At 38.6% G+C, this 18,703-nt stretch carries 14 protein-coding genes; 11 read left to right on the top strand and 3 right to left on the bottom strand.

The annotated features are described in order from the left end of the window. The first annotated feature begins 179 nt into the window (after positions 1-179). The 5 genes from H6G59_RS18990 (at position 180) to H6G59_RS18970 (ending at position 7,016) form a co-directional block, all read left to right on the top strand. Positions 180-1,322, top strand: coding sequence for a DegT/DnrJ/EryC1/StrS family aminotransferase (locus tag H6G59_RS18990; protein ID WP_190717158.1), 1,143 nt, complete (start codon positions 180-182; stop codon positions 1,320-1,322). Between the two features lie 75 nt (positions 1,323-1,397). Beyond that, positions 1,398-2,300 carry a cyanoexosortase B gene (crtB, locus tag H6G59_RS18985; protein WP_190717156.1) on the top strand — a complete coding sequence of 301 codons (903 nt, stop codon included), beginning with the start codon at positions 1,398-1,400 and terminating at the stop codon, positions 2,298-2,300. A gap of 343 nt (positions 2,301-2,643) precedes the next feature. After that, positions 2,644-3,366: a cyanoexosortase B system-associated protein gene (locus H6G59_RS18980; RefSeq protein ID WP_190717153.1), complete on the top strand. Its 723-nt coding sequence runs from the start codon at positions 2,644-2,646 to the stop codon at positions 3,364-3,366. A 26-nt stretch (positions 3,367-3,392) separates the two neighbouring features. After that, positions 3,393-4,775: a polysaccharide biosynthesis/export family protein gene (locus H6G59_RS18975; protein WP_190717151.1), complete on the top strand. Its 1,383-nt coding sequence runs from the start codon at positions 3,393-3,395 to the stop codon at positions 4,773-4,775. Between the two features lie 54 nt (positions 4,776-4,829). Beyond that, positions 4,830-7,016 carry a GumC family protein gene (locus H6G59_RS18970; protein ID WP_190717149.1) on the top strand — a complete coding sequence of 729 codons (2,187 nt, stop codon included), beginning with the start codon at positions 4,830-4,832 and terminating at the stop codon, positions 7,014-7,016. A gap of 3 nt (positions 7,017-7,019) precedes the next feature. On the opposite strand, the gene H6G59_RS18965 is transcribed toward H6G59_RS18970, so the two are convergent. Then, positions 7,020-7,691 carry a rhomboid family intramembrane serine protease gene (locus H6G59_RS18965; protein ID WP_190717147.1) on the bottom strand — a complete coding sequence of 224 codons (672 nt, stop codon included), beginning with the start codon at positions 7,689-7,691 and terminating at the stop codon, positions 7,020-7,022. A 188-nt stretch (positions 7,692-7,879) separates the two neighbouring features. On the opposite strand from H6G59_RS18965, the gene H6G59_RS18960 reads away from it, so the two are divergent. Beyond that, positions 7,880-8,788 (top strand): hypothetical protein, encoded by a 909-nt coding sequence (locus tag H6G59_RS18960; protein WP_190717145.1) that lies wholly within the window; start codon positions 7,880-7,882, stop codon positions 8,786-8,788. Between the two features lie 8 nt (positions 8,789-8,796). On the opposite strand, the gene H6G59_RS18955 is transcribed toward H6G59_RS18960, so the two are convergent. Then, positions 8,797-9,510: a rhomboid family intramembrane serine protease gene (locus H6G59_RS18955; RefSeq protein ID WP_190717143.1), complete on the bottom strand. Its 714-nt coding sequence runs from the start codon at positions 9,508-9,510 to the stop codon at positions 8,797-8,799. A gap of 164 nt (positions 9,511-9,674) precedes the next feature. Here H6G59_RS18955 and H6G59_RS18950 point away from each other — a divergent pair, with 164 nt between their 5' ends. The 5 genes from H6G59_RS18950 to H6G59_RS18930 all read left to right on the top strand — a co-directional run bounded on the left by H6G59_RS18950 (position 9,675) and on the right by H6G59_RS18930 (position 16,402). Then, positions 9,675-12,077, top strand: coding sequence for an exonuclease domain-containing protein (locus H6G59_RS18950; protein WP_190717142.1), 2,403 nt, complete (start codon positions 9,675-9,677; stop codon positions 12,075-12,077). Positions 12,078-12,463: 386 nt separating this feature from the next. Next, positions 12,464-14,707, top strand: a complete 2,244-nt coding sequence (locus H6G59_RS18945; protein WP_190717140.1) for a bifunctional serine/threonine-protein kinase/formylglycine-generating enzyme family protein — start codon at positions 12,464-12,466, stop codon at positions 14,705-14,707. 52 nt (positions 14,708-14,759) lie between these two features. Beyond that, the gene (locus H6G59_RS18940) at positions 14,760-15,380 is read left to right on the top strand and encodes a tetratricopeptide repeat protein (protein ID WP_190717137.1); all 621 of its coding nucleotides are present in this window, start codon (positions 14,760-14,762) and stop codon (positions 15,378-15,380) included. Positions 15,381-15,410: 30 nt separating this feature from the next. After that, positions 15,411-15,701 (top strand): hypothetical protein, encoded by a 291-nt coding sequence (locus H6G59_RS18935; RefSeq protein ID WP_190717134.1) that lies wholly within the window; start codon positions 15,411-15,413, stop codon positions 15,699-15,701. 182 nt (positions 15,702-15,883) lie between these two features. Then, positions 15,884-16,402: a hypothetical protein gene (locus tag H6G59_RS18930; RefSeq protein WP_190717132.1), complete on the top strand. Its 519-nt coding sequence runs from the start codon at positions 15,884-15,886 to the stop codon at positions 16,400-16,402. Between the two features lie 107 nt (positions 16,403-16,509). On the opposite strand, the gene uvrB is transcribed toward H6G59_RS18930, so the two are convergent. Beyond that, on the bottom strand, positions 16,510-18,507 hold the full coding sequence (uvrB, locus tag H6G59_RS18925; RefSeq protein WP_190717130.1) for an excinuclease ABC subunit UvrB: 1,998 nt from the start codon (positions 18,505-18,507) through the stop codon (positions 16,510-16,512). Between the last annotated feature and the right edge of the window lie 196 nt (positions 18,508-18,703).

Here is an 18,703-nt window from a genome sequence, read left to right as displayed (position 1 = left end):
CAGGGGGCAAAAGGGTTTTAGCCTTGTTTACTTTTCTTTACACAGTTCGGTTTTATTCTGCCCACCTACTTAATTACTGGTAGTAAAACTTTTACTGGCTTTTACTGAGTTTCAGGATTTTGACTTTTTGAGCTAGGATATTGCTACTTAATTTTTAATACTACGTGGTAATAAATCAAATGACGATTAAAGTTCCTTTTGTAGACCTGAATTCGCAACATGAGCCAATTCAAACTCAATTACAACAGGCAATTCAGGATGTATTCGCAAAGGGAGATTTTATTTTAGGTCAAGCTTTATCGGATTTCGAGACAGCCTTTGCTGCCGCATCTGGTACAGAATATGGAATAGGTGTGGCATCTGGAACCGATGCGATCGCTCTTGGTCTGCAAGCTTGTCATATCGGTGCTGGTGATGAGGTGATTTTACCAGCCAATACCTTTGTCGCCACATTGATTGGTGTAGTTGGTGCTGGAGCTAAACCAATTTTAGTAGATTGTGATCCCAAAACAGCCTTAATTGACTTGGAGGCAGCCTCTCAAGCCATTACACCCCAAACCAAAGCCATTATTCCCGTACATCTATATGGGCAGATGGTATCACCAAGCCAATTATTAAACTTTGCGAATACTCACAAAGTCTTAATTTTTGAGGATGCAGCCCAAGCACACCGGGCTGAACGGGAAGGATATAAGGCAGGTTCAGTGGGTATCGCTGCTGCCTTTAGTTTCTATCCCAGCAAGAATTTAGGGGCATTTGGGGATGGAGGGATGGTAGTAACCAAAGATGCAGACGTAGCTGCAAAAATGCGACGTTTGCGAAATTACGGCTCATCTCAAAAGTATGTACATATCGAATCAGGTACGAATAGCCGTTTAGATACATTGCAAGCCGCCATTTTAAACCAAAAATTACCCTATTTATCTGGGTGGAATAGCGATCGCCTGACTATTGCCCAGATGTATGATAGAGAACTAGCACCCTTAGCTGCTGCTGGTATTATTCCTATGGAAAACCAAAGCGGCACAGGACACATATATCATCTTTATGTGATCAAAATAGATGATTCTTGCCCTCTAGAACGTCAACAATTACAAGCACAACTGACCGCAGCCGGAATTCAAACTGGCATTCATTACCCAATCCCTTGCCATCTTCAGCCCGCATTTAGTTATTTAGGTTATCAACAAGGAGACTTTCCCCAATCAGAAAAGCTATCTCAACAAATACTATCTTTACCAATGTATCCAGGTTTGAAAAATAGTCAAATAACAGAAGTGATAGATGCTATCAATTCAAGCTTGAAATTAAAACAAAACTGAGTTGAATTTATTTTATTTACTCACCAATATCCAGTATTCCTCGCAATTTTTAATTTTGAATTCTGAATTACAACTATGGCACTCCAGCAACAAATTAAAAGCAGAAACACAGCCCAATTGTTAAGTTTCGGAATTTTCGGAATTTTAATCCTGCTTTATGCTCCTATATTGCTACATTGGTTAGATGGTTGGCTGCACAAAACTATCAGCATAGAACATGAGTATTTCAGCCACGGTATTATCGGTCTACCATTTGCTGCTTATCTGGCTTGGACAAACCGGAAACAGTGGCAACGTTTAGCTAATATTACCCATCCCGTTGGACTTGGCTTATTAATAATAGGGGTGATTTTTTATTTAAGTGGAGTGACTGAATGGGTTAATCTTTCCTTGCCCATCATACTGTCAGGACTTTGCTTATGGTTCAAGGGAATACCAGGGTTAAAATTACAAGGATTTCCCCTAATACTAGTATTTTTAGCTACTCCAACAGCATTACCTTACTTGATAACTCCCTATAGCTTTCCTCTCCAAAGCTTTATTGCTGGTACAGCTGCCTTTATCCTCAATCAATCTGGGATGACAGTAGTAGTAGATGGTATAAATTTATATATAGGAGGGAGAATCGTGGAAGTAGCCCCCTATTGTGCAGGCTTGAAAATGTTATTTACCACTCTTTATGTGAGCTTAATGCTGCTTTATTGGACAGATGCTTTATCTTCACGGCGGATAACTTTTGGTTTTCTATCTCTTGCTGTGGTCATCAGTGTAACTGCTAATATCATTCGTAACACTTTACTGGCATTCTTTCACGGTACAGGCCAAGATGGAGCTTTTTCATGGCTACATGAAGGTTGGGGTGGCGACCTCTACTCTGGTTGTATGTTGTTATTACTTATACCTTTGCTAAATTGGATGAATAGTTATTTCTCAGAAGAATCAGCAATTAAGTCAGACGAGGAAGTGGGGGAGGTTTAAAAAATTCAAAATTCGGCGTTGCTGAATAAGGAGATGATTGAGGCTGACGCGGAGACGCGGAGACGCGGTGATTATATATTGATGCAGATTCTCAAATCATCCCGCAATTATGCAATGCCCAAAATTCAATAAATATAGGAGTGAAAAAGGATGTAGCGACTTTGTAGACAACGTCTCTACAAGGGTTTTGGAACACGCATACATATTTGAATTAAAATCTCTCCGCGTCTCCCAATCTCCTGAATCCTGCCGTAGTTATATTTATTTGTGCATTCCTACTTGTTTGCAAATATTTCCACATTTAATGGAGTATAATGCAATCTAAGTGTGAGAAATTTTACTAATGACTTCCTTATCCAAGTTTTTCAAAGAACAGCAATGGAGTCAGGTAGCAGTGCTAATATTGCTGATACTGCTGTTAGGTATAGGAGCAGTTCCTGGATACCTAACAGGAAAATGGTCATGGAAACAACCACCGCCAGTAAGAGAACTCAATGAATTGAAAAATATCCGCAAAGTGGGATTAAGTCTTCCTGGGTGGCAAACTATTAAACAGTCAGAATCACAAATTGGCGAACATAAATGGTCTTTACAGATACTCAAGCCAGAAGATTCAGCAATTGAGGTTATACTGCTGTTGCTACCACAAAACGGACCGAGAGATCAACCAGAGATAGAGTGGACAGATATTAACGGCTGGGGGAAATTAACTTGGGGACAGTGGAATATAGCTCAATATCGGGATAGTGAATTTACTGTTAAACAGCCTTCCACTCCAGAGTTAAAAGTGACCAAAAAAGTTGAAGCTAGATTTTTTCGAGCGACGACACAACAACAAACTTTTGCTGTTTTACAATGGTACGCGATGCCAGATGGCGGAACTTCATCACCAGTAAAGTGGTTTGTGGCAGACCAATTAGCACAGTGGCAAAAAAAGCGCGTTCCTTGGGTGGCTGTAAGCATTCTGATACCAATTGAGCCTTTTGGGCAAGTGGAAACATCTTGGACAAAGCTTCAGTCTCTGGGTGCAACAGTGCAAACTGCATTGATGGCGAAGGCTCTTTAAAGTAAATTATTTAACTACACTCACTGATGTTTATAGTTTCCAGTTCTCATATGCGTAAATTCAGCGTCTTGTGTGTTTTAACTCTTCAGGTGAGTGTTAGCTTAACTACATCTATCTCACCCGTTGCAGCCCAGCCTTCACCTTCAGGTGAACAATTACCAGAACAATTTACCGTACCTCCTACAAGTTCTGATGTGATATCTCCTAATGAAAATGACGAAATTTCTCCGCAATTCAACCGCTATCTCTTAGGGATAGGAGATGGAATTACCGTTGTGGTTCAGCGTCCTCCTGGCCCATACAGGTTAGGAGTTGGCGATGCTATTGCTGTAACAGTTGAGCGTTTTCCAGACTTAAGTTTTCAAGCTGCAATTAATGTAGAAGGAAATATTGCAGTACCCCTATTGGGGATTATCTCTTTACAAGGCTTGAGTTTGCAAGAAGCACAGGAAAAAATTCGAGCTGGTTTAGATCGTTATGTCATTAATCCCAAGATATTGTTATCACTGAGTGGGCAACGTCCCGATTTGAGTTTTCAAGCCACAATTAATCAAGATGGCAATATTGTCATCCCACAAGTAGGGAAAGTTTCTATACAAGGCTTAACTTTGGAAGAAGCCCAAGAAAAAATTCGCTTGGCTTTGAGCCGTATTACTACTGATATAATAATAGTATCTTTAGCACAGATGCGACCAGTACAAGTTACTATTACTGGGGAAGTATTTCGTCCAGGAATTTATTCGGCGAGTTCGGGAATGCCTCGAATTAGTGATGTTTTACCTTTAGCTGGTGGTTCCACCTTGACTGCTGACCTACGACAAGTGCTAATTCGTCGTAAATTAACTGATGGTTCCATAGTTTCACAAAATATTAATTTATATGCAGCTTTGCAAAATGGTGGTTCACTACCTAACCTGCGCTTACAAGATGGGGATGCAATAATTATACCTCGCCGGGAACCTGGTACTGATGACGGTTATGATCGCAAATTGGTGGCACGTTCAACTTTAGCGATTCCCCAGATTAAAGTCCGAGTGTTAAACTATGCCGCAGGAGGAATTGCTACGCAATCACTGCCGAATGGTAGTACATTTCTAGATGTGCTGGGAAATGTTCCTCTGAATACTGCTAATCTTAGGGATATTGCCTTGGTTCGTTTTGATCCTGAACAAGGAAAAGCTGTTACTCAAAGACTTGATGCCAAAAAGGCACTTGGTGGTGATGCTTCTCAAAATGTGGCACTACAAGATAATGATGTGATTGTTGTGGGGAGAAACCTAATTGGTAGAATTAGCAATTTATTAAATATCATTACTCAACCCTTTTTTAATGTGCAGTCATTTACTCGCTTTTTTGAAAACTTTGGTAGCGGCTTCTTCGGCGGTGGTGGTTCTTCAACAAATAGATAATTTTCAGGAAGAAGTTATGACTAATAACTAAGAATTAATAACTAATTAAATACTATGACACCACCAATTGTTAAACGCTATATTATTGCCTTTGAAAAGTATAAATGGATTGGACTGGCTAGTTTTTCGGTAGTAATAGCTGGTTCGGTAGTAGTGGCAATACAACCAGATCCACCAGTTAGTTACGTAGCAGAATCTGCTTTGAACTACGTTAGTCCCACAATTTCTTTCTCCAAAACTGGTACGGAAATTCAAGAACAAGGTAAAGAACTGACACAGGAAATTTTATTATCCAACCAAATTATTGAAAATGTGGCAGCAAAGGTAAAAACTAAACCAAAAACCATTGGTGCAAATGTGTCAATTAAATTGCCTAAGGCAGACAAAACTGGGAAATTAGACTTTTCAGGTATTATCCTTAAGTACGTAGATAGCAATCCCAACCGAGCCAAAGAGGTATTGGATGAATTGATGAAGTCAATGGTTCAGTTGAGTGGCGAGATTAATACTGGACGATTAAAAGCTATTATTAAAAAACTGAATGATCGCTTACCAGAGTTTAAGCAAGAACTCCAAGCTGCTGAGAATAAATTAGAACAATATGATCGCCTGGAGCGACCAGCAATTTTAGCAGCGGAAAATGGAAGTTTGCTAAATGGTATTACTACTAGCCAAAATCAACAAAGGCAACTTAGATTTACCATTTCTGGGATTGATGCCCAAATGCGTAGTTTAGAAAATAAGTTGGGGTTAACAGTGGGACAGGCTTATGTTTCTTCGGCTTTGAGTGCTGATCCAATTATTGCCAACTTGCGATCGCAAATTTATCAAGCTGAATCACAAATCGCTGTTCTCAGGAAAGATTTACGACCTGAACACCCGACAATGATTCAATTACAGCGCCAAAAAGATGCCTCGGAAGAATTACTCCAAGAACGTGCTGCTGAGGTGTTAGGTGGTGGTGGGATTGCAGCCCCTATCCAAGGTAATGTTCAGGGTATTCGTACCCAAAGTAGTCTAGACCCCACGCGGCAGGCATTAGCAAACCAAATGGTGGCTTTGCAAACCCAACGAGAGATGCTAGAACAACAACTAAAACAGCAAAAGGAACAGGAGGAACAATTAAGACGAGAATCTTCGCTTGTACCCAATAAACAATTAGAGCGATCGCGTTTGGAACAGGTTGTTGGTCTGAAAAAAGCTATCTATGACCAAATGCAAGCAAAGCTCACTGATGCTAAAACCGCAGAAGCAGAAACTGTAAGTAGTCTTAGTATTGCCAGCCAGCCCACAGTTAGCACTGCTCCTATTAAACCAAAGAGTGTCCCTGCGACATTGGCTATCGGTGGTTTTTTGGGTGTGGTCATTGGTGGTGGTGTGATATTTTTGTTGGGGTCACTGGAAGGAACTTTCAAAACCAGAGAGGATATCCGCGAAAGTCTCAAACAAAAAGAAGTGCTACTCCTGGGAGAATTGCCTTTCATCCCAGTTGATAATTTAGATCCAGAAGCCTTACCAGTGCTACTTTCCTCAGATTCGCCCTATTTAGAGTTTTATGAGAAGTTTCGCAGTAATTTGCGCCGGATAGGCGGTAAAAACTTAAAGGTGATATTGATTACTAGCGTCAGTAGCCAAGAAGGTAAAACAGTGAGTGCTTACAACTTGGGTATAGCTTCCGCACTGGCTGGGAAAAGAACCTTGATTATCGAAACAGATTTGCGATCGCCCTCCCGCGCTTCGTCCCTGAAAGTTGCGCCTGACTCCTATGCCACTATGGAACCACTGATTTATTATTCCAGCTTGAGTGACTGTATTCGCTTAGTTCCCGATGTCGAAAATTTATACATTATTCCCAGCGCCGGCCCTGTGCGTCAATCTGCTGCAATACTAGAATCGAGCGAAATGCGCCGCTTGATAGAAGACGCACGCGAGCGCTATGATTTAGTAATACTAGATACTAATCCTCTCAGCATTTCCAATGATCCATTGTTAATCCAACCTTATAGTGATGGTATAGTCCTGGTAGCACGACCAAACTATACACAGGAAAATATGTTGGGTGAAGCCATTGATCAGTTGTTAGAAGATGAATTAGGGCTGTTAGGATCTATTATTAATGGTGCTGACATCAAAGTTAATCTACCTGAAGAACTGATAGAATTACGCACCTCTACGCCTGATATAGACCTGGAAGTGATCGAATCAGCAGCGGAAATTTCCTCTATTTTCGGCAAAAAATAGCGCCTACTCACCCTGAAACAACCTAAACAGAGGGGCAAAAATCATCCCGAACACAAAGCCGCCGATGTGCGCCCAGTAAGCAACTCCCCCAGTTTCTACACTCATATTGGCAGATGCTTGCAAACTGGCAAAACCAGAAATGAGATTTTGAATAAAGAAAAGACCAATCATTACCACTGCGGGAACATTGATGATAGTGACGAAAAACCCCAAAAAAACTAAGGTTTTAATTTTCGCTTGAGGAAACCAAAGAAGATAAGCACCTAAAACCCCAGCAATTGCACCACTCGCCCCCAAAGAAGGAATAGCAGAATTCATGCCAATAAACCATTGACATAAGGCAGCAGAAGCACCACAAAACAGATAAAAAATTAGATATTTAAAATGTCCTAAGCGTTCTTCAATATTGTTACCAAATATCCATAGATAGAGCATATTGGATATGAGATGCCACCAACCACCATGTAAAAATTGTGAAGTAAATAACGTTGTCCACTCCCCAGCTAAGTTGTTTGTGAACTCTCGTGGTATTAAGGCATATAGCTGAAAAAACTGCTCCAATTGTCCACTAGACAAACTTACTTCATGCAGGAAAATGACAATATTCATGCCAATCAATCCGTAAGTGAAATACGGAGTGATTCGCGTTGGGTTTTCGTCGTAAAGAGGAAACACAGGCGTTTTTTCTCATGATCTATTAATTGCAATATAGCCTGACTAGCTGGAAATTGGTCAGCGAAAAAGTGAAAATAATTCCGTGTATGTACTGTAGCCATCTCTATCTCCAGTTGTTTTTTGAACTTGCCAGATGAGGGTTAATAGACCGATAATCTAAGTATGCAAATTTAACTAAAATCTAAAATATGGAAATCAACCGAAATCCTCTTGAATCGCTAACCGCTAAGGTGCAAGCAGCAGTTACCGATACTCAAAATTTGGCTAACCAAGCCATTTCTAAAGTTCAAGAAACTACAACTCAGATCGTCGATTTTGCTCAAGCAGCGCCCAGTTCCATAGCTAGTGCTGGTATAATTGCTACTCAGGAAGCTTTCAAAATAGCCAACAATATCCGGTTTGAGAACTTGCCAGCAAGTTTGCAACTCAAATTTGCACGGGCTGGTGTGCGCGGTGGAATGCGAAATATTCAAGAAGCAGCGAAAGTATTTGAAAGCATTCCGGCACAAATTCGCGCTCAAGGCCCAGAGGCAATTCGTGAATTTTGTCAAGATAAAGACTGGAGCCATATTCAAGCTCATGTCAATGGTGGCGGAAGCGAAGCTACTAACGGCATTTTTGAGCAATTTTGGGTTAATCGCGCCCGTGGTGGTGTGGATATGACTCCAGAAGAACTAGCAGTTGCCAAGCAGGTTTTGGCTGATGCAGCATTTAAAGCAGCAGTTGCAGAGGTAGTTGGCGCAGTTATCAAAGGAGCAGTTGCCGCCGCAGTAATTGAGTTAGTATTCTCCATATTGGAAAACTCATTATTATGGGTTGAAGGGAAAATTACACAGCAGGAGTTAGTGCAGAAAGTCGCCATCGCTACCGCCAAAGCTGGCATTTCTGGTGGTGTAATTACAGGAATTCTTTTAGCAATCTGCATGATATTTCCGCCAATTGCGGCACTTTTAGGCGCAGCAGCAATTCCCTTGGCAGTTGCAGGTATTGGTTTTATGGGAGTTCGCGCTTGGGAAATATTCTGTCATGCAGATAGCTTATTTGGTATCACCGCACAAACACAAAAATTCTTGGGAATGACCCAAGCAACGAGTTAAATCCAACTTTAAAAAGATTCTTCCTGAGATCTATCGCTAAACAAACCTAAAATTGGCCCCAGAATCGCCCCAAAAATAAAACCACCGGCATGGGCCCAATAAGCGATTCCGCCACCCTCCATGCCGATGTTGGTAGGTGCTTCTATCGTAGCGACTCCGTAAAAAGCTTGTTGGAGAAACCAAAATCCTAAAAAGAAATATGCAGGAACACGAAAGGTAGGGAAGAAAATACCTAGAGGAACCACACCAAGAATTTCAACGTTGGGAAAACGGAAAATGTATGCACCCATTACACCAGCTATGGCTCCACTCGCACCCAACGAAGGAATGTTAGAGTTTTGAGAAAAGTACCATTGGGTTAATGATGCTAAAACACCGCAAGATAAGTAAAAAAGTAAATATTTAAAATGACCTAATTTATCTTCGACATTGTTACCAAAAACCCAAAGAAATAACATATTTCCAGCTAGGTGCAAAAAACCACCGTGCAGAAACTGGGAAGTAATTAAAGTTGCCCATTCTGGCACTGGTTGATGAACAGAAATTCCTGCAAAGCTTAAAGTAAGTTCCTTTGGTACTACAGCCGCAAGATGTAAAAACCCATTTAATGCTTGGGGAGGAAGACTAGCTTCATAAAGAAAAGCGAGGACATTGGCAGCAATTAGCCCATAAGTCACATAGGGCGTAATTTCTGTAGGATTGTTGTCTTTAAGGGGAACCACTGGCGTTTTCCTGATTTTTGATCCACTAGCTTCAAGGTAACGAATTTTGCCAGTAGTCGCTTCTATCTAGAGGGCAATTTTTGTCTAAAACACTTTTCAGTCTTTTACAGTTTATGATTTAATTATCACAGGCATTACGATAATCTACTTAGAAAGTGACTAATATGGACTTTGTTATCTTAGATACTGAAGGCAACCCAAATTTAAGTGAATTAGCTATTGTTAATAGTCAAGGTGTGGTAATTTATGAAGGTTTTTGTGATGGTAATTCTCATGGTTTTGAAAATGTCTTAAATCTCAAAAGTCTGAAAACATTATTAACGGAATTTCTGACTATTGTTGAAGATAAAAAAATCATCTGTCACTATGCAGAACATGATATTGATATCCTCAAACGTAGTTTTCGACAAGTTGGTTTAGCTTGGGAAAATTTACAATTTGATTGTACCTGGATTCTAGCTAAAAACTGTTTTCCAGATTTAGAAAGTTATTCTTTAGAGTATTTGAGTAAATATTTTAATCTTCGAGCTAATAATCAATATTTTCTTCCTAATATGGCACATACTGCTCGCTATGATGCCACTTTTACATACCATCTTTATAGGAAAATTATGTTAGAAAATCTCAAACAAAAACCTAATCCATTTAGTAGCAGTCGAGTTGATACTCCTTTCCAACATCATCCAGATTATCTTGATACTTATCATCGAGAATTCCAGATTTTACAAACTGCTTTAAATAGCATCAAATCAGATTCTAATCATCAGAGTAAAGGTGTAGTGGTGATTGGAGAACCAGGTACTGGTAAAACTCATTTAATGATGCGACTTGCCAATGAGAGATTATCCAGTAATAGATTACTGTTTATTCGTCAACCAAATAATGCTCAATCTGTACTTTATCATATCTACAGTAGAATTTTAGAATCCCTAGTTGAAAAAGCAGTAAATTTACCTCAATTAGACTCTTTAATTATTAACAGCTTTCGCAAAATAGTTAGTCTGAATGATAGAGAAGTTAAACAAAAAGACATAGAGATTATCAAAGCTTTATATGATTTAGAAGATAATAGTATTAATGCTCTGGGTAAAGAAAATACTCAACGTAAACGGGAATATTGGCAATACATAGAAAAAACTATTAATGAATGGTGGATAAGCAATTATGCTGCCGGAAGTTTTGCTTTATCTATCATTAAAGGAATGGTTAAATATTGCAGCTATACAGATTATAAATATAGAAATGTCATCACTCGCTGGTTAGCAGGAAATATTTTAACTGACGAAGAAGCCGAAAAAATTAGTTTACCAAATTGGGGAGAGGAAATTAGTAAAGAAGCTTTTTCTCTAGAAGCTATTTCAGTTTTAGGTAAATTATCTACTCTCGATGAACCTTTAATTATTATTTTTGATCAATTAGAAGGTTTAGGACTTTCTCATAATCAAGAAATTTTGTTAAATTTTGGAGAAGCAATTAAAGAAATTTTTACCCATGTTCCGAATAGTTTAATTATATTGAATTTATTTCCTGACAGGTGGGAAAAGTTTCAAACAACATTTGATCAATCTATTATTGGACGAGTAGGTCAATATCAAGTTTCTTTACGTCAACCTACAGAAGTGGAAGTTAAATCTATTCTCAAGGTGAAAATGCAATCTGTAGATATTACCTTAGAACAGCTATTTTCCCCTGAAGATTTAGAGGATATTTTAGGAAAACAACCTATTCGTGCTGCTTTAAATCGTGCGGCTAAATACTATGACTATAGAGTTAATGGTATTCCTTTACCAGATGAAAGAAAACCCATCCGTGAATTAGATAGTAATGAAAAAATAGAACAGCAATTAAAATTTCTACAGCAACAACAACAGACATCAATAGAAGTTTTGAGTCAACTAATTCAAGCTATACAAACATCTAATTCTATTGATTTCAGTAACTTACAGGATCAATTAGCACCCTATTTATTCGGTGAAACTGCTATTCCTCCAAATCCGGTGATTGAATATTTAAATGAACATGGAACAGAGTTGGAACAAAAATATCATAATGCAGCGATTATTAGTGATGGTGATGATATTGGTAAATTGAGGAATATTGCTGAAGCTTTAACTCACATCCAGTCATTTAAATTAACACAATATCGTTTAGGTAAAAGGGTATTACCAGAACATATTGTCATAGAACATGGGCAGAAACATCATGTAATTGCTTTTCTAGAAATTAGTGGAACTCCATTTACGAGTCGTATTAATAATTTCAATGAATTAGTTATTAATAATCCTCAAAGTAAATTTGATTTAATTAGAGATGAACGTCAACCAGAGATTACTGGTAAGGTAGGCAAGGAAAGAATCAAACAACTAGAAAATAGTGCTAATGGGAATTTTATTTTATTCAATAAAAAAGATAGAATTCTCTTTGATTTGATTTATGATCTCATTATCAGTATTTATAACAAAGATTTAGATGTAGATTTGGAATCAGCTTTAACTTTTGTGACTACTCATCAAGAATGGTATCACTGGATTTTTTCTATATTTGGTTTTACTCCACCCAAAAAATAAAATATCAGGAATAATGGTGGGTTACGCTGCGCTCACCCACCCTATAATTTTTGTTTTTGTTTTGGTTTTGGGTAATTTATTTTTTGGTGTTCCCTTAGAGGATGTTTTAAAAATCGCCAAGTTTACTAGAAACCCTTCTCCATAGACGCGAAGCAGCTTTCCCTAGGGTATCTCCCACAGAGAGCGAAGCTTTGATTCTTACTCCCATTACCTGGTAGGGAAAGGGTTGGGGGTTAGGTTTCCAGCAATTTGATATCTAAATAAAATACTTTGAAAACATCCTCTAAATTTTCTAGAACTTAATAAGAGTATTGTACTTATTAAGGCTTATACTAGATTAAGCTGTATATATTTCCTCTGTATCGGTTTTCAGGTGCAATTAGACTATGCTACTAGGTGGACGTTATGAGATGATCGAAGTCTTAGGAACTGGTGGTTTTGGCATTACCTATAAAGCTACAGACACCCAAAAACCCAGTAAACCTATATGTGTGGTGAAGGAACTTCTACCTCAACACCATTTCAATACTCGCATTGCCAATTTTTTTGAAAAAGAAGCGAGAATATTAGAAATGTTGGGTACACATCCCCAAATTCCTCACCTACTAGCGTACTTTGAGGAAAACCAAAAATTCTATATAGTGCAAGAATTTATTCAGGGACGGTGTTTAGACAAAGAAATTCTGCGGGGTAAGCCGCTGAGTGAAGGTTATGTTACTAAATTATTACAGGATGTTTTAGAAGTTTTAGCTTTTGTCCACCAGCAAGGGGTTATTCACCGCGATATCAAACCGCCAAATCTGATTCGGCGACAGCAAGATGGCAAAGTATGTCTAATTGACTTTGGTATAGTCAAGGAAATGGCTTCCCAAATCGTGAATAGTCGTGGTAATCCGCAAAGTTCCATTGTGGCAGGTACTTATGGTTATATGCCATCAGAACAAGCTAGAGGAAAAACGGTTTTTCAAAGTGATATTTATGCCGTGGGGATAACCGCTATTCAAGCATTAACAGGCTTAAGCCCGCAAAGTCTCGAAGAAAACCCGGAAACAGGAGAGTTAGAATGGAAACAAGAAATTCAGCTAAGTGATAATTTAGCGGAAGTACTCACAAAAATGGTGCGTCGTCACTATAGTTTACGCTATGCCAATGCTCAAACGGCTTTGGATGATTTAAAAAAATTCACTTCTTCTGTACCTTCAGCAATTCCAGCACCCCCAGTTATTGTTAATCCTCCCAGAAATATATATTTTCAGGAAGTGGCTAGTCGCGCTCAACAAAGTCAGGGAGATTTTTCTGTTGTGGCGTTGAAAGTATTGGAACTAAAAAGAATTGAGTTAGGTTTATCTGAACTCGAAGCACGGGAAATTAGAGCAGAAGTTTTACAACCCTATCGCGAGTCTCAACTTCATCAACAAAAACTGCATCAAGAACAAGAACGCAAGTTAAAAAAGTATGAACAAATATTTACCGCTGCTGTTAATCAAGAATATCCTTTTAGTGCAGAGATGATTAAATACCTGCAAGAATATCGTCAGTATTTAGGGTTAAAAAATGAATATATATCTGTTATAGAAAAAAAAGTTCTGGCTTTAAAAGAGGCAGAGTATGAACGTCAGAGACAAGAAGCCAAAAAATTTCCTCAAAATCAGCAACTAGTTTCAAAAACAGAGGAAAATTATAAAACTGAAGATCGAAATAGACAGGAACCTCTAGCAAATAAATTGAGTGATAATGCCCGATCTTCATCCAATTTTAAAACTAGCTTATTTGAGTTTGAGACAGCAAAATTAATTTTAAAACCTGGATTTTTTGGTTTAGGAATAAAGTGGGAAATTCAGCGCCTTAGGAAAACAGCAGCTTTATTTTTAGAAGAATTAGAAAATGGCATAATTTTAGAATTAGTTGCAATTCCTGGTGGTAATTTTTTCATGGGTTCGCCAGAAAATGAACTGGAAAGCACGGATAGGGGAAGTCCTCAACATCCAGTGACTATTAAACCTTTTTTTATGGGAAAATTTACTGTCACCCAAGCACAATGGAAAGCCGTTTCTAGTTTACCAAAAGTTAAAATAGATTTAAACCCAGACCCATCTCATTTTAAAGGTGCTAACCGACCAGCAGAACAGATATCATGGTATGAAGCACAGGAGTTTTGCGCGAGATTATCACGGAAAACAGGTAAATTATATCGCTTACCCAGTGAAGCAGAATGGGAATATGCTTGTCGCGCAGGTACAAATACACCGTTTTATTTTGGCACTACCATTAGCACTAATTTAGCAAATTACAATGGTGAATATGTTTATAATAATGGCGCAAAAGGTGTTAACCGCAAAGAAACTACAAATGTAGGAACTTTTCCCGCTAATGCTTTCGGTTTACATGATATGCATGGTAATGTATGGGAATGGTGCGAAGATGGTTGGTATGATAATTATATAGGTGCGCCAATTGATGGTAGTGCGCGATTGAGTGGAAGTGATAATCACCCTCGTCGTCTGCTGCGCGGAGGTTCTTGGTCTTACCGTCCTGTCTACTGCCGTTCTGCGTATCGCGTTAGTTACGTTGCGACTTGCAAGGATTTCAATCACGGTTTTCGTGTTGCTTGTTCTGCTCCGTCGAGTTAGTAGTTCTTTATATTCCTACTTCACAAAATAAGATTTTTCAATTTCACAAATCATGTTTTCTACCAATTCTCTAGAGAATCAACTTCAACGCTGGAACGAAATTATTCGTAATCAACCAAATAATCCTAATGCTTACATTCAGCGAGGGATGTTTTACTTTAAACTGGCTAAAATTGAGGAATCAATTCAAGATTTTGACACCGCAGAAAAGTTAGATTCTAGAATCACACCCTATCTTTGGCAACGGGGTTTATCTTATTATTATGCCCAAAGATTTGCTGATGGTGCAAAACAGTTTGAAAGAGATTTAACTGTAAATTCTCAAGATGTGGAAGAAACAGTTTGGCGATATCTTTGTATTGCTCGTTTATCAGGTGTGACAGAAGCGCGTAATTCTCTCTTACCTGTGAAAAATGACTCCAGACAAATTATGCGCTCTGTCTATGATTTATTTGCAGGAAATTGTACAACTGATGATGTGTTAAATGTTGGGAAGTTGCAAGGAGTAAAGGGTAATTTTTACAGTCATCTTTATTTAGGTCTGTATTACGAAGCTGAGGATAATATTGAATTAGCGCAAGAGTATATTGTTAAGGCTGCTGATAATTATAAGATTGATGATTATATGTGGTATTTAGCGGTGGTGCATAAGAATGTGCGAGGATGGTTTTGATAAAATACTAAAGTAGGGGAATCGAGCAGTTTGAGTCAAAAAGATAGAGCTTCTCAAGATGATTATCAACTTGTGGAAGTTGTGCAATTGGAAATAACTAATCCTAATATAGAAGTAGGAAGCGGGTATGAGTGGACAGGGAAAGGAGCAGAACCACAATGGGACAACTTTAAATCAACCAAAGCCTATGATCATATTGAACGTCATCATGGACCGAAACTAACACCAGAGCAGTTAAGGGGAAGAATGGCGAGTAAAAATAAAAACCAAGGTCAATGGTTAAATGCTGATGACTGGGTAAAAGCACAACAGCTTACCTAAGTATCCTGGTAGATACATTATAGATTTTAAACGTCCTATTGGTAGGGTTTATCACCCAAATGGAACTCTAACGGAAAATGTAACTCGTGCATTTGTACAAAGAAATGATGATGGAACCCTTAACTCTGCATATCCTGTACCAGATAGCTATATTTTGACATCATTAAATAGGAGTGACAAAAGTGAATAGTACACAAAAATTTTCTATTCAATTAACTGAACGTTGTTGTGAAAATTGGTTTCTACCTCCTGAAGATACATTGGGAGAACTTTCTCATTTAGAAATGGGACTAAGACGTTTTTGTTTTGAGCATAATCAAAAAGTATTACTAGAGATGGGAGACAAAAAACAAGAACTTTTTTTAGATCCTGATATTATTCTTATTTTGGATGAACTACCAGAAAAAATATCTCAACTTTTGAGTAATCAAAAAATTGAATTAAGCTTTCCTGAAAGTTCGATAGTCATATATTTAGAACCTATAGATTCTCTAAATATGAATTTTATATGGAAAAATTACGGTTATTCAGTCTCAGAACAAAATTTTCTGGTGGAAAAATATGATGTCATAAAAATGCTCAAGAATTTGCTAGGGAAAATTATAAATCAGGCAGTGCTAACAGGTTATATTACAGATAGTGAAAAAGAAGAATTCTATAACCGCACAGCTAGTGACACAAGACAAGTATTAACGTCATAAAGTTTTATCTATTGGGTGAAATATTCCCGTTTCCGCCATTTGGTGATATTCTGTAACGGTAATTTGACGAATGTTAGTTAGCATAAGATTTAGTTAATTTTTTCCTGTTATCTACCCAACATTTTATCTCGAAGATGCTTAATGCGATCGCGCAATTTTGCAGCATCTTCAAATTCCATCTTTTTCGCTGCTTCCTTCATCTGTTTTTCTAACAAAGTAATTAACTCTGGAATATCTTCTAACGATAATTCATCTAAATGTTCATCCACCACCTTTAAATCACCTGAATTTAACCGCCGAGATACATCTAAAAACGACAAAATTGCATTACCTGATTTTTTCACAATTGGTCGCGGTGTAATTCCGTGCATTTTATTATGTGCTATTTGAATACCCCTTCTGCGGTCGGTTTCCTCAATAGCTTTAATCATGCTCTGTGTTAAATTATCAGCATACATGATTGCTTTTCCGCGAATATGACGTGCTGCGCGGCCAATGGTTTGAATTAAAGAACGTTCCGCACGTAAGAAACCTTCTTTATCTGCGTCCATAATTGCAACTAAAGAAACTTCTGGTAAATCCAAACCTTCTCTCAGCAAGTTTACCCCAACCAACACATCAAATTTACCTTCGCGTAAATCTTGTAAAATCTCAATGCGTTGAATTGAATTAATCTCAGAATGCAAATATCTGACTTTAATCGCTTTGTCTTCCAAATATTCAGTTAAATCTTCCGCCATGCGTTTAGTTAAAGTAGTAATTAACGTTCTTTCGTGGCGGTCAACTCTATCTTTTATTTCTCCTAACAAATCATCAATTTGTCCTTCAGTGGGACGGACAAAAATTTCCGGGTCAACTACTCCCGTGGGTCTAATTACTTGCTCAACTATATTATCTTCAGAAATTTCTAATTCCCAATTTCCAGGAGTAGCAGAAACAAAAATACATTGATTAGGCTTTTGCCAAAATTCCTCTGCTTTTAAAGGACGGTTATCCGCCGCACTGGGAAGGCGAAAACCATGATCAATTAATACTTTTTTCCGGGCTTGGTCGCCGTTATACATCCCTCGAATTTGGGGAACAGTAACGTGAGATTCATCTATTACTAATAACCAATCTTTAGGAAAATAATCAATTAAACATTCTGGTGGTTCTCCAGCTTGTCTACCTGCTAAATGACGAGAATAGTTTTCTACACCGTTACAATATCCGACTTCCCGCAACATTTCTAAGTCGTAACGGGTGCGTTGGTCTATGCGTTGTGCTTCTACTAATTTTCCTGATTCTTCTAATAATAATTTTTGCTGTTTTAATTCTGCGGAAATATCCTCACAAGCAACTTCTAACCGTTCTTCTGGAGTGACAAAGTGACGTGCAGGGTAAATATTTACAGCTTGCAAACTACTGAGAATTTCCCCAGTTACAGGGTCAATATAGCGAATTGCGTCAATTTCATCACCAAAAAATTCAACGCGAATAATTCTATCTTCGTAAGCGGGGCCAATTTCTAAAACATCACCTCGAACGCGGAATTTTCCCCTGCCCATTTCTATATCGTTGCGGCTATACTGCACAGATGTCAAATCGCGCAAAATCTGCCTTTGATCAACTTCCATACCGATCTGAAAAGGGATGGCTGCTTTTAAGTATTCTGCCGGCATTCCTAAGCCGTAAATGCAGCTAATGGAAGCCACAACGATGACATCCTTGCGTTCAAATAGAGAACGGGTGGCGGAATGTCGCAACATATCTATCTCATCATTAATCGCCGCTGTTTTTTCTATATAAGTGTCGGTGACAGGAATATAGGCTTCTGGTTGATAATAGTCGTAATAGCTGACAAAATACTCAACAGCGTTGTTGGGGAAGAACTCCCGTAATTCATTACATAACTGCGCGGCTAGGGTTTTATTATGCGCCAAGACTAAAGTCGGTTTCCCGATTTTCTCAATCACTGCGGCGATGGAAAAAGTCTTACCAGTTCCCGTCGCACCGAGTAAAGTTTGGTAACGATTACCTGCTTGGATGCTGGCTACAAGTTGTGCGATCGCTTGAGGTTGATCGCCAGTTGGAGTAAAGGGAGCTTGAAGACAAAATTCCGTCATACAGTTTTGCTGAAGATACCCTTTACCATAGTAGCTGCCCCATCTGTTACCGTGGGGTTTGACAGCAGAATTCTTGAGTCAGTAGGGGACGCGGGGATGGAGAGACGCGGGGACGCGGAGATGGGGGGATGTGGGGAAATAGGGAGAACTCAGCAGCGGATTTCGCAGGAAAATACCCTTGATACCTGATTTTTGG

The organism is Anabaena lutea FACHB-196, assembly GCF_014698305.1.
Lineage (GTDB): Bacteria > Cyanobacteriota > Cyanobacteriia > Cyanobacteriales > Nostocaceae > Anabaena > Anabaena lutea.
This window is presented reverse-complemented; position numbering and strand designations above follow the sequence as displayed.